Origin of the sequence: Myxococcus sp. CA051A (genome assembly GCF_013336705.1) — a bacterium.
GTDB lineage: Bacteria > Myxococcota > Myxococcia > Myxococcales > Myxococcaceae > Myxococcus > Myxococcus llanfairpwllgwyngyllgogerychwyrndrobwllllantysiliogogogochensis.
The window spans coordinates 716,994-729,654 of the sequence record NZ_JABUMS010000003.1 but is presented as its reverse complement, the minus strand read 5'-3'; the positions used below and the strand labels follow the sequence as shown (position 1 = coordinate 729,654).

General features: G+C 69.0%; 10 protein-coding genes. 7 read left to right on the top strand and 3 right to left on the bottom strand.

Annotated elements, in window-relative coordinates:
* Positions 1-19: 19 nt before the first annotated feature.
* Positions 20-1,855, bottom strand: a complete 1,836-nt coding sequence (glmS, locus tag HUA74_RS12895) for a glutamine--fructose-6-phosphate transaminase (isomerizing) (RefSeq protein ID WP_141649119.1) — start codon at positions 1,853-1,855, stop codon at positions 20-22.
* A 109-nt stretch (positions 1,856-1,964) separates the two neighbouring features.
* Positions 1,965-3,374 carry a bifunctional UDP-N-acetylglucosamine diphosphorylase/glucosamine-1-phosphate N-acetyltransferase GlmU gene (gene glmU / locus HUA74_RS12890; protein ID WP_371817235.1) on the bottom strand — a complete coding sequence of 470 codons (1,410 nt, stop codon included), beginning with the start codon at positions 3,372-3,374 and terminating at the stop codon, positions 1,965-1,967.
* Between the two features lie 551 nt (positions 3,375-3,925).
* Here glmU and ggt point away from each other — a divergent pair.
* The 3 genes from ggt (at position 3,926) to HUA74_RS12875 (ending at position 8,651) form a co-directional block, all read left to right on the top strand.
* Positions 3,926-5,635: a gamma-glutamyltransferase gene (ggt, locus tag HUA74_RS12885; protein ID WP_174454875.1), complete on the top strand. Its 1,710-nt coding sequence runs from the start codon at positions 3,926-3,928 to the stop codon at positions 5,633-5,635.
* A 4-nt stretch (positions 5,636-5,639) separates the two neighbouring features.
* Positions 5,640-6,422: a TatD family hydrolase gene (locus HUA74_RS12880; RefSeq protein ID WP_174454768.1), complete on the top strand. Its 783-nt coding sequence runs from the start codon at positions 5,640-5,642 to the stop codon at positions 6,420-6,422.
* A gap of 333 nt (positions 6,423-6,755) precedes the next feature.
* Positions 6,756-8,651, top strand: coding sequence for a M3 family metallopeptidase (locus HUA74_RS12875; RefSeq protein WP_371817234.1), 1,896 nt, complete (start codon positions 6,756-6,758; stop codon positions 8,649-8,651).
* A 111-nt stretch (positions 8,652-8,762) separates the two neighbouring features.
* Here HUA74_RS12875 and HUA74_RS12870 read toward each other — a convergent pair whose 3' ends face one another.
* Positions 8,763-9,041 (bottom strand): hypothetical protein, encoded by a 279-nt coding sequence (locus HUA74_RS12870; protein ID WP_141642683.1) that lies wholly within the window; start codon positions 9,039-9,041, stop codon positions 8,763-8,765.
* Between the two features lie 296 nt (positions 9,042-9,337).
* Between HUA74_RS12870 and HUA74_RS12865 the strand changes: the two genes are divergently transcribed.
* The 4 genes from HUA74_RS12865 to HUA74_RS12850 all read left to right on the top strand — a co-directional run bounded on the left by HUA74_RS12865 (position 9,338) and on the right by HUA74_RS12850 (position 12,641).
* Positions 9,338-9,580: a hypothetical protein gene (locus HUA74_RS12865; protein ID WP_141642684.1), complete on the top strand. Its 243-nt coding sequence runs from the start codon at positions 9,338-9,340 to the stop codon at positions 9,578-9,580.
* 141 nt (positions 9,581-9,721) lie between these two features.
* Positions 9,722-10,099, top strand: a complete 378-nt coding sequence (locus HUA74_RS12860) for a response regulator (RefSeq protein ID WP_141642685.1) — start codon at positions 9,722-9,724, stop codon at positions 10,097-10,099.
* A gap of 71 nt (positions 10,100-10,170) precedes the next feature.
* On the top strand, positions 10,171-10,989 hold the full coding sequence (locus HUA74_RS12855) for an ABC transporter ATP-binding protein (RefSeq protein WP_141642686.1): 819 nt from the start codon (positions 10,171-10,173) through the stop codon (positions 10,987-10,989).
* Positions 10,986-12,641: a hypothetical protein gene (locus HUA74_RS12850; protein WP_174454767.1), complete on the top strand. Its 1,656-nt coding sequence runs from the start codon at positions 10,986-10,988 to the stop codon at positions 12,639-12,641. Before HUA74_RS12855 ends, HUA74_RS12850 begins: the two co-directional genes overlap by 4 nt.
* Positions 12,642-12,661 lie beyond the last annotated feature (20 nt).

Here is a 12,661-nt window from a genome sequence, read left to right as displayed (position 1 = left end):
AGGGACGCTCGAGCGGCGGCTACTCCACCGTCACGCTCTTGGCGAGGTTGCGCGGCTGGTCCACGTCATTCCCGCGCATCTCCGCCACGTGGTACGCGAGGAGCTGGAGCGGAATGGTGGCAATCACGGGCGCGAGCAGCGCGCACGCCGCCGGAACCCGGATGACGTGGTCGGCGAGCCCTCCCACCTGGTCGTCGTCCTCGTCGATGACGGCGATGACCTTGCCGCCGCGCGCGCGGACCTCCTCGATGTTGCCGATGATCTTCTCGTAGGCCACGTGCGGCTTCTTCGGCGCGATGACCACCACCGGCATCTTCTCGTCGATGAGCGCAATCGGGCCGTGCTTCATCTCGCCACCCGCGTAGCCCTCCGCGTGGATGTACGAAATCTCCTTCAGCTTCAGCGCGCCCTCCAGCGCCACCGGGTGCATGGGGCCGCGGCCGAGGAAGAGGAAGTCCTGCGAGTTCATGAACTCACGGGCCACGCGCTTCACGGCCGGCTCGCACTTGAGCACCTCTTCAATCATCTTCGGGATTTCCGTCAGATGCGTCAGGTGCTCCTGCGCCGCCGCCACCGACAGCGTGCCGCGCATGCGCCCCAGCTTCACCGCCAGCAGGTAGAGAGCCACCAACTGCGTGGTGAACGCCTTGGTGGACGCGACGCCAATCTCCGGACCGGCGTTGGTGAGGACGGAGAACTCCGCCTCACGCGTCATCGCGCTGCCAATGACGTTGCAGATGGCCATCGCCGTGGCCCCGCGCGCCTTGGCCTCCTTGAACGCCGCCAGCGTGTCCGCCGTCTCACCCGACTGGCTGATGGCGATGGCCAGGTGCGAGGACTCGACAATCGGGTCGCGGTAGCGGAACTCGCTCGCCAGCTCCACTTCCACCGGGAGCCGCGCCAGCGTCTCAATCATGTGCTTGCCGGCCACGCCCGAGTGCCACGACGTGCCGCACGCCAGGATGGTGATTTTCGTCAGCGAGCGGACCTTCTCGGGCGTCATGTTCCAGCCCTCGAAGTGGACGTCGCCCTCGGTCAGGAGCATCCGGCCGCGCAGCGTGTCCGCGACGGCGCGGGGCTGCTCCCAGATCTCCTTGTGCATGAAGTGCTTGTAGCCGCCCTTCTCCGCCATCATCGGCGTCCAGTCGATGCGGCGGGTGGCGCGGTTCACCGGCTGACCCTGGCGGTTGAAGATGTCCACCTTGGCGGCGGTGACGATGGCCAGGTCACCCTCCTCCATGTAGACGATGTCGCGCGTGTGCTCGAGCACCGCGGGCACGTCGCTGGCGATGAAGTTCTGCCCCTCGCTCAGCCCCAGCACCATGGGCGACGCGTTCTTCGTGCAGACGATGCGGTGGGGGTCCGTCGCGCTCACCACCGCCAGCGCGTACGTGCCCTTCACCTGGTCAATGGCCCCGCGCACCGCGTCCGGCAGCTCCTTGCCGGCCTCCAGCTCATCCGAGATGAGGTGGGCGAAGACCTCCGTGTCCGTCTCCGACGAGAACACGTGGCCCTTGGCGCGAAGCTGCGCCTTCAGTGACAGGTGGTTCTCGATGATGCCGTTGTGGACCACCGCGACGTTCTTGTACGTGTGCGGGTGCGCGTTCTCGTCCGAGGGACGGCCGTGCGTGGCCCAACGGGTGTGGCCAATGCCGATGTTGCCTTGCGGCTGGTCCGCCACCACCCGGTTCTCCAGGTTGCGCAGCTTCCCCGTGGCGCGCACCACGTTGAGCTGGTTGCGATTGACCACCGCGACGCCCGCCGAGTCATACCCCCGGTACTCGAGCTTCTTGAGCCCGGACACCAGGATGGGAGCCGATTCCTTGTCACCGACGTAACCAACAATCCCGCACATATTCAGACCTCTCTCTCACGCCCACGCCCGCCGGAGCAAACCGAGGGATACCCATACTTCTCTGGGAGTGGCTGTCAGGCCGCTCCCCAAGCAAGAGCCACGCCCGCGCTCAACCGCCCTTCGCCGCGCGGCGCGCCTTCTTCGCGGCCACCCAGCCTTCCTTCGTCACCTGTGGCGCGCGTGACACAGCGAGGCTGCCGGGCGGCACATTTTTCGTCACCGTGGTGCCCGCCCCCACGTAGGCGCCGTCCCCCACCTTCACGGGAGCGACGAGCTGCGTGTCGGAGCCGATGAAGACGCCGTCTCCCAGCTCCGTGAGGCTCTTGTTCACCCCGTCATAGTTACAGGTGATGGTGCCCGCGCCCACGTTGCAGCCCGCGCCAATCTTGGCGTCACCCAGATAAGTCAGGTGGTTGGCCTTGGTCCCCTTGCCGATCTGCGCCTTCTTCGTTTCCACGAAGTTACCCAGATGCACATCCTCGGCCAGCTCCGTCCCGGGACGCAGGCGAGCGAACGGGCCAATGACGTTCCGCACGCCGACCTTCGCCTCCTCCAACACGGAGTAGGGCTTGAGCACGGAGCCGTCCGCCACGGTGGAGGCGCTCACCACACAGCCGGGGCCGATGGTGACGTTCTCTCCCACCACGGTGCCCGCCGTCAGCACCACCCCGGGGCCCACCTCGCTGTCGGCGCCCACCACCACGTCCTCTTCGATGAAGGTCGTGTCGGGGTCCAACAAGGTAACGCCGGCGCGCATGTGCGCCTCGTTGATGCGGCGCTGGAGCACCCGCGCCCGCGCCGCCAGCTCCACCTTGTCATTCACGCCCGCGGTCTCCGTGGCGTCCACGTCCACGGTGCCCACGCGACCCTGCTTCGAGGCGAGCTCCACCAGGTCCGTCAGGTAGTACTCACCCTGCGCATTGTTCGGTTTGATTTCGGCCAGCGCCTTCCAGAGGAAGGCCGCGTCGACGGAGTAGATGCCCGCGTTGCACTCCTTCACCGCGCGCTGCTCGGCGGTGGCGTCCTTCTGCTCCACCACCCGCACCACCCGGCCCCCCTCGCGAAGGACGCGGCCGTAGCCGGTGGGGTCGTCGAGCCTCGTCGTCACCATCGCCAGCACCCCGCCCGCCTCGTCGTGCGCGGCGAGCAGCGCCGCCAGCGTTTCACGACGGAGCAGGGGCACATCCCCGTACAGGATGAGGACCCGGCCGGAGAACCCCTTCAGGGCCTCTTCCGCAGAGCGCACCGCGTCCGCCGTCCCGCGCTGCTCACGCTGGAGCGCGAAGCGCAGGGGCGCGTCGGGAAACAACGCCCGGACTTCCATCTCCACGCTCTCCGATTGATGGCCCACGACGGGCACCACCGTGGAGGCGCCAAGCTCGAGCGCTCGCTTGAGGGGATATGCGCACAGGGGCTTTCCGAGGATGGCGTGAAGGACTTTCGCCTTCTTCGACTTCATCCGCGTGCCCTTGCCCGCACACAACACCACCGCCGACAGAGCTGTCATGCGGCGGAGAATTAGGGACAGGGAATCGAGTCGTCAACCGCGCGAGGCTCCGAAGTCTCGGAGGTGTTGTCAGGTCGCGGCTTCGCGCTCACGGCCACGCACAGCGCGTTGCTCTTCACCGTGATTCCGAAGCTCGGCTTGAGAAAGAGCGTGACCCGCCCCGAGGGCGGAACAGACCCGGACCGGGTCGGTTTCTCAGGTGTGACCGGTGCGCTCATTTGCTCCCCCAGTCGCGACTCATGACCGGGGAAGGATGCACCCTCTTGAAAAACAATCCAAGAGGAAAATTGTTGCTGAGTTGAAATCATGGTCCGGTGCGGACAGTTCGTGCATACCGGGAGAGGTGTAGTCGGTGCGGCGCCCCCGAGTCCCGGCCCCCAGGTGTGGGTGAGTGTCCGCCGGGTAACACAACATCCGCGACGAAGGCCAGCCACAAGGTATTGATTGCGCCCCCAGGAGGGGACTTTCCCGTGAACGACACGAGCTTCGAGAAGCAAGCCCCGCGCACGAGCGCGAGGGTGCTGGAGGCGACGGTGCGAGGGCTGGCGGTGGCGCTCGTATTGATGGCGTGTGTGGCGCACGCGGCGCGGCCGTACCGGGGTGGCGCGGTGGCCACGGCGTATCCGCCGGCCAGCGAAGCGGCCTTGAAGATGCTCGACAAGGGCGGCAACGCGGTGGACGCGGCGGTGGCGGCGGCCTTCGTGGCGGCGGTCGTCGGGCCGTACCACTCGGGGGTGGGCGGCGGCGGCTTCGCGCTGGTGCACGACGCGAAGTCCGGCGCGACGCGGGTGCTGGACTTCCGCGAGGTGGCGCCCAAGGCGGCCACGCGGGACATGTTCCTGAAGGACGGCAAGGTGGTGCCGGGGCTGTCCACGGACGGCGTGCTGGCCGTCGCCGTGCCGGGCGCGGTGGCGGGATATCTGGAGCTGCTCAAGACGCACGGCACTCTGCCCCCGTCCGTTGTCCTGGCGCCGGCCATCGAAGCGGCGCGCAAGGGCCTGTGGGTGACGCCGCGCTACCGCAGCATGGCCGAGGGCCGGCTGGAGTGTCTGCGCAAGGACCCGGAGGCGACCCGCGTCTTCCTCGTCAAGAACGAGCAGGGCGAACACGTCGTCCCGCCCATCGGCCACCTGCTGCGCCAGCCGGACCTGGCGCGCACGCTCACGAGCATCGCCAAGAGCGGCCCCAAGGGCTTCTACTCGGGCGCGGTGGCCAAGGGCATCGTCGACACGGTGCAGGCGGGCGGCGGCGTGCTCACGCTGGAGGACCTGGCGTCCTACAAGACGCGCAAGCGCGAGCCGCTGGAGGGCAGCTACCGCGGCCACCGCATCCTCACCATGCCTCCGCCGAGCGCGGGCGGCGTGGCGGTGCTCCAGGTGCTGGGCGCCATGGAGCAACTGCGGCCCCAGGGCTTCGGCTTCAGGGACCCGGAGGCCCTGCACCTGTACGTGGAGGCGCTGCGGCGCGCGTACGTGGACCGCGCCAAATACCTGGGGGACCCGGACTTCGCCGACGTGCCCACCGCGCGGCTCATCTCCAAGGGGCACATCGCGGACCTGGCGGGCTCCATCGACCCGAAGAAGGTGACGTCCAGCCTGGCGCTCCTGCCCCAGACGGCGGGCACGCAGGGCTCCACGCTGACGGACAAGCCCGTGACGCTGACGCCGGAGCCGGAGCGCAAGAACACCACGCACATCTCCGTCGTGGACAAGCAGGGCAACGCGGTGGCGCTGACGGCCACGGTGAACTACGGCTTCGGCTCGTGCGTCGTCGCCAAGGGCACCGGCGTGCTGCTGAACGACGAGATGGACGACTTCGCCGCGCAGCCCGGCGTGCCCAACGCGTACGGACTCGTCACCGGCGAGCCCAACGCGATTCAGCCCGGCAAGGTGCCCCAGTCTTCCATGTCGCCCACACTGGTGTTCTCCAAGGAGGACCCCAAGCGCGTCATGCTCGCGGTGGGCAGCCCGGGCGGGTCCACCATCCCCACCACCGTCATCCAGGTCATCAGCAACATGGTGGACAGCGGCATGGACGTGGCGCGCGCGGTGAATGAAGGCCGCGTCCACCACCAGTACCTGCCGGACGAGTTGTGGGTGGACAAGTGGGGCCTGGAGCCGGCCACACTGTCGGCGCTGGAGGCCAAGGGGCACAAGGTGCGACGCGTGGACCAGTGGGGCGACGCGGAGGCGGTGTTCATCGACCCGAAGACAGGACTGCGCTTCTCCGCGAGCGACCCGCGCAACGAGGGCCTCTCCCTGGGACAGGATTGAGACCGTGCCCGAGCCCCTGCCCATCTTCGACGCGCACCTGCACCCGGAAGGCCTGAGCGATCAGGACCTCGAGTCGATGCGTTTCTTCGGAGTGGAGCGGGCGCTCGTGGTGGCGCACCACTTCCCGGAGCCCACATCCAAGGCCCTGCTGCGCCACTTCGACGACGTGGTGGAGCGGCAGCTTCCCCGGCTGGAGAAGGTGGGCATCCGCGCCTACGCCGCGCTGGGTGTCCACCCTCGCTGCATTCCCCGGCGCGGCCTGTCGGAGGTCCTCTCCGCGCTGCCCGACTACTTCCAGGGCGGCCGCGTCGTCGCCCTGGGCGAGACGGGGCTGCACGCGGGCGGAGAGGAAGAAGAAGAGGCCTTCCTGGAGCAGCTCGCGCTGGCGCGAAGCCTCAAGCTGCGCGTCGTCGTGCACACGCCCCTGGCGGACAAGGAGCGCCACACGCGCCGCATCCTGATTCTGCTGCGCCAGTCCGGCGTGCTGCCCTCACGCGTGCTGGTGGACCACGCCACCGCGCGTACCGTGCGCACCATCCTGGAAGTGGGCCACTGGGCTGGACTCACGCTGCACCCGGAGGCACTCGCCGCCGAGCGCGCCGTCGCGCTGGTGCGCAAGCTGGGCAGCGAACGACTGGTGCTCAACTCCGACGCCGGTGACGGCGCCGGTGACATCCTGGGCCTGGCCCGCGTGGCCAACCTGCTCTCCAAGGCCCGCCTCTCCGAACGCGTCGTGCGCCGCGTCGCCCGGGACAACGCCGCCCGCTTCTTCCAGGTGGGCACCTGAGCCACACACGTCCGTGCCGCCCTTCACACCGACTCACACTTCAGGGCAGGTCGATTCACTTCCTGACTCCAGTCGGGTTGAATTTTTGCAACAAAAGACACCCCAATCCGTCCTCATTGGCGAGAGCGCATACGGGGAAGCCCCAGGCTCCGCCGCTGCTTTCACACTCCGGTTCGGGAGGGCCCTTTGCGTTCCACGTTCGTCATCGTCGCCGCCGTCATGCTCGTGGGGTGCGGGGGTGCGTCGACCCGGCCCTCCGTTCGCACGGGCGACACGCGGAGGGCGCCCGCGCCGGAAGCCGGCCGCCTGCTCGCCGCCACACCCGAGCGCTTCATGGAAGCGTGTCGGCGCGACATCCAGGAGGCCCGTGGCGCGGTGGCGCGACTGACGGCGCCCGGCGCCCGGCGCCTGGCGACCCCTGCCCTGCTCACCACCTATGACGACGCCGTGGCGCTCCTGGACGACGCGGTCGGCCGGTCTGGCATCGGCGCCAACGTGCACCCGGACGGCGCCTTCCGGGCCGCCGCGGAGCGGTGTGAGCAGGCCGTGGAGCGGGTGCGCACGGACATCTCGTTGGACCGCCGCGTCTACGACGTGCTGGCCTCGTTGGAGTTGGAGGGTCAGGACGCGCTGACCCGCCGCTGGGTGGCGCGGGTGCTCAAGGGCTTCCAGCGCGCGGGCGTGGACCGGGACGAAGCCACGCGGGAGCGGGTGCGCGTGCTCCAGGAGGAGCTCATCGTCCTGGGCCAGGAGTTCAGCCGCCACATCCACGAGGACGTGCGACACCTGGACGTGGCCCCGTCGGCGCTGGCGGGCCTGCCGGAGGACTACGTCCGCGCCCACCCGCCCGGCCCTGATGGCCGCGTGCGCCTGGCCACGGACTCCTCGGACCTGGGGCCCTTCATGACGTATGCGCGCGACACGGCCGCGCGCGAGGCGCTGTGGCGCCTGGGACGGCGCCGGGGCCATCCGCGCAACCTGGACACGCTCGCGCGGATGCTCCAGGCGCGCCACGCGCTGGCCACGCTGCTGGGCTACCCGAGCTGGGCGGCCTACGCGGCCGAGGACAAGATGGTGCGCCGACAGCAGGTGGCGGCGGACTTCATCGAGGAGCTGGCCGCCGCCGTCGACGGCCGCATGCGCGGGGAGTACGCCACGCTGCTCGCGCGCAAGCGCGAGCAGGTGCCCGACGCCACCCGCGTGGAGCCCTGGGAGCAGGCGTGGCTGGAGGACCGCGTGCGCGCCGAGCAGTACCGCTTCGACTCGCGCGAGCTGCGGCCCTACTTCGAATACACGCGCGTGAAGCAGGGCGTGCTGGACCTCACCACCAGCCTCTTCGGGCTCACCTACCGACGCGTGCCGGACGCCCCCGTCTGGCACCCGGACGTGGAGGTCTGGGACGTCTACGAGGGCACCGAGCGCCGGGGCCGCTTCTACCTGGACATGCACCCGCGCCCCGGCAAGTACACCCACGCCGCGCAGTGGGACCTGGCCATCGGCCGCGCGGGCAAGGCCCTGCCGGAGGGCGTGCTGACGTGCAACTTCCCCCGCCCCGGCACGCGGCCCGCGCTGCTCCAGCACTCCGAGGTGCGCACCTTCTTCCACGAGTTCGGCCACCTGCTGCACCACCTGCTGGGCGGCCGCGCCCGCTGGGCCGGGCTGTCCGGCACGCGCACCGAGGTCGACTTCGTGGAGGCCCCCGCGCAGGTGCTGGAGGAGTGGGCCTGGAGCGTGGAGTCACTCCAGCGCTTCGCCCGCCACGTCGACACGGACGCGCCGCTGCCCGCCGACCTCATCTCCCGCATGCGCCGCGCGGACTCCTTCGGCAAGGGGCTCTGGGTGCGCCAGCAGCTCTTCTACGCCGCCGTCAGCCTCAACCTGCACGCCGGCAACCCCGAGGGCACCGACTCCACCGCGAGCGTCCTGGCGCTCCAGGAGCGCTACCTGCCCTTCCGCGCCGTCAACGGCACGTACGCCCACCTCGCCTTCACCCAGTTGGATGGCGACTACTCGGCGCTCTACTACGCGTACCTCTGGTCGCTCGTCATCGCGAGGGACCTGCTCACGCCCTTCGAGGAGCACGGGCTGATGGACGTGGAGACCGCCCACCGCTACCGCGACACCGTGCTGGCGCCGGGGGGCTCCAAGGACGCCGCGGACCTGGTCCGGGACTTCCTCGGCCGGGGCTACGACTTCGGGGCGTACTCGCGCTGGCTGGAGGGTCGCTGACGCAGCCCGCCGGGGGCTGTAAATTCAAAGGGCCCCGCGATGTGAATCGCGAGGCCCCTTGTGTTGTGAATCCGTCAAACCCGCACCGGCGCGCTCACGGGGAGCGCGGCATCAGTGCACGGCGGGTACGGATGCGGCCACTTCCGGCTGAAGGGTGATGGCCTGCGCGTCCGGATCCAACCGGACCTGCACGGGCACGCCCTGGTAGCGGTACTGGGCCAGGGAATCCGCCGCCCCGTCGAGGAGGAGCTGGTAGCGCTCCTCGAGCTCCACGGCGATCAGCAGCATCGTCTCGCCCGCGTCCGCCACACCCGGGCGGTACACCTGGCACCGCTGGAACCGCGCCCAGCGACCGTTCTCCATCTTCACCAGCTCGCCGTCGTAAGCCATGCGCGTCTCCTCCGCAGCAATGAGACGAGAAGCAATGTAGGGACGAATTAACTCGATGTCATCCCCCCACTTGAAAATTCGTTAAGCCCTATGAATTCCCGTGGGTTACACGACAGTTCCGGGGCTGGAGAGGGTGTCGCAGGCGAGGTCTGCTCAAAAATGTAAATTTGCCAGCCGGTCAATCCTGTCAAGGGAGCGAGGTGGCGCCGAGTCCGAGGCCGGGACAGGTCCCTGGGGGGCTGAAGGGGCCCCAAGGGCGGTGGCGCCTGACGGCGGGGTCTCCTAGATTCGGAGGGATGAAGTTGCCAGGGCTGTTCCGCAAAGAGCGAACCACCATCGCCGCCGCCGACGCCCAGGACCACGCCGAGAAGCTGCTGGCGGAGTCCTTGCGCCTGCTGGGACAGGTGTGCACGAAGGTCGCGGACGCCATCGAGTCGCAGCGGTTGTCGCGCCAGGGCTATGCGCACAACACGTATCTGCGGCGGACGGACCACGGGGCAGACGGGTCCGGAGACCTGGAGAAGAAGCCCCAGGAGTAGCCGCGAAGCGGGTTGCATCGCGAGGGTGGTTGGCTGTTGAAAAGTGGGGCGCCCCCTTCCGGAATGAACTCCCCGTTCCCATCTTGCCGCCCATAGAATCCCGCGGTCCGAGACGCCGCAGCTCCCCTCTGAGGCCCTGCCATGTCCCACATCCTGGTCGTCGATGACGACGCGAGTCACCGCACGCTCATCTGCGATGCCCTCGAGGAGATGGGTTACCGAACCGTTCAGGCCGCCAACGGCCGCGAAGCGCTGGACCATCTGGAGGGCGACATGCCCGCCGCCGTGTTGCTCGACCTGCGCATGCCGGTGATGAGCGGATGGGGACTCCTGGACGCGCTGAAGAAGATGCCGCGTGCCCGGGGGCTGCCCATCATCATCATCTCCGGCTACGGCTTCGAGTGGGAGGCGGAGCTGGTGGGCGCGGCCGGCTACATCTCCAAGCCCGTGGACCTGGACAAGGTGCGGATGACGGTGCAGCAGATTGTCGGCCCGCCGGAGATGGCCTTCGTCCACTGAGGATTCCGTGCCTGGCGCGCCGGGTGGGGATTGTCGCCGGGGGCCGGGCTCGGGTGTGATGGCGTCACTTCATGACGCCCTCCCCTTCCGATGACCTCGCCGTCGACGCGCGCGGGCTGATCAAGCGCTTTGGTGGCTTCACCGCGCTCAACGGCCTGGACCTCCAGATACCCAAGGGGGCCTTCTATGCGTACCTGGGCCCCAACGGCGCCGGGAAGTCCACCAGCATCGCGCTCCTGACAGGCGTGTACGGCCCCGACGCGGGCTCCATCCGCATGCTCGGCGTGGACGCGGTGCAAAAGCCCATGGAGGTGAAGCGCCGCGTGGGCGTGGTGCCGGAGGAGCTGAGCCTCTTCGAGCGGCTCACCGGCCGGCAGTACCTCACCTTCTGCGCGCGCATGTACGGCCTGGACGGCGACGAGGCCGGAGCGCGGGCCACGGAGCTCCTGGAGCTGACGGAGCTGACGTACAAGGCGGGCTCGCTCGTCTCCGAGTACTCCAAGGGCATGCGGCGGCGGCTCGCCATCGCCGCGGCGTTGATCCACGCACCGGAGCTGGTGTTGCTGGACGAACCCTTCGAGGGCATCGACGTGCTGGCCGCGGGCGTCATCCGCGAACTCTTGCGCGAGCTGAGCCGGCGCGGCGTCACGCTGCTGCTCACCACGCACGTGCTGGAGATCGCGGACCGGCTGGCCACCCACGCGGGCATCATCCAGGCCGGACGCATGCTGGACCAGGGACCGGTGTCCTCTTTGCTTCAGCGCTACGACTGTTCTTCGCTGGAGGCGGTGTTCGAGAAGCTCATCGCCGTGCCCTCGTCGCGCAACGCGCGGCTGTCGTTCTATGGCGAGGCCCCCGCTCCCGTCGTCCCACTGCGGGAGCCAGCATGAGCCGCCCCGCCGTTCCCGGCTTCTTCCGGCACCTGTGGTTGTTGTGGGGGCTGCGATTCAACATCGGGTTGAACCAGGGGCCGGGCAAGAGCCGCCTGCTCGCGGTGGGCTCGTTCGTCGCGTCGAGCGCGCCGGGCCTGTTCTTCGGCCTGTTCTTCTTCGCGCTGATGCGGCTCAAGCCCGTCGTGGAGAGCGACGTCTGGCCGTACTTCATCCTCAACCTGCTGTGCTTCGTCACCTTCTCCGTGTGGGTGACCTGGCCGCTGTTGTCCGCCGGCGTGGATGACCACTCGGAGCTGAGCCGGTACGCGGCGTTTCCGATTTCGCCCTTCCGCCTGCTCATCGCCTCCACGGTGGCCAGCCTCTTCGAGCCGCGCGCGCTGGTGTTCTACGCACCGCTCACGGGCGCCGCGCTGGGCTTCGCGTCCGTCTATCCCTTGTGGGCACCGTGGCTGGCGGTGGTGCTCTACGTGTTGTTCGCGTTCCTCTGCGCCGCGTGGAGCCGCGTGGCGCTGTACGCCGTCATCAACGTGCTGCGAGAGAAGCGCAGCGCGGAAATCATGGGCGGCGGCCTGCTGGCGTTCCTCATCGCCGCGTCGTTCATTCCGCCCATCGACACCTCGTGGCTGACGGCGGTGGGCGAGGACGGCGTGGACGCGCTGGACATGTCGCTCATCATCAACGCGGCGGTGGCGCTGGGCCGCGTGCCTCCGGGCTTCTTCGGAGATGGCCTGGGACAGCTCGCCTGGTTCCGCCCGCGCGTGGCGATGGCGGAGGCGTTGGGCCTGCTGTTCTTCGCGGCCGTGGGCATGGCGGTGGCATACGCGCTGCTGATGCGCTTCCACCGGCAGTCGGGACGCGCGGGGCCGCAGATGAAGGACGCGAAGGACAGCAACCCGTTCGAGCGCACGCGCACGCGCTTCTCCACGCTGGTGACGCGCGAGGCGCTGGACTTGTGGCGCAACCCGCGCGCGCGCCTGCTCGCGTCGGTGCCCTTCATCCTGGCCATCCTCCTGAAGCTCCTGTCCGGGCGGGACTTGTTCGTCTTCCTGCTGGGTCGCTCCGCGGACGCGTGGCTGATGGGCGGCCTGTGCATCTACGGCGCGGTGGTGATTGCGTCGACGTTCTCCCAGAACACCTTCGCCTATGACGGCCAGGGCTTCGCGGCGTTCCTCGCGGCACCGTTGGACCTGGCGGACGTGCTGCGCGCGAAGAACCAGGTTCAGGCGGCGGCGGCGCTCGGCATGGCGCTGATGGTGGCCGTCTTCTACCGGGTGTACTTCGGCTTCGGGACGGCGGTGGACATCGCGTGCGCCCTGGCCGCGGTGCTGGGCGTCGTGCCGGTGCTGATGGCCGCCGGCAACTTCCTCTCGCTCTACTTCCCGGTGAAGTTCCACGCGAGCCTCAAGCGGCGCGACAAGGTGCCGCTGACGGCGTCCATGCTGGGCATCGTCGCGGCGAGCGTCGGCTGCATGCCCTTTGGCTGGGCGTTGAAGCTGGCGGGGAAGGACGGCCCTTCCTGGCAGTCCGCGGCGATGATTGCCCTGTGCGCGGGCCTCAACCTGGTCATCTACCGGGGCTCGCTGCCCCTGGCGCTGCGCCTGCTGGACCGGCGCCGCGAAGTCATCCTCCAGGCGGTGACGCGCGAATAGCGAAAAGGGCCGTGGCCGCC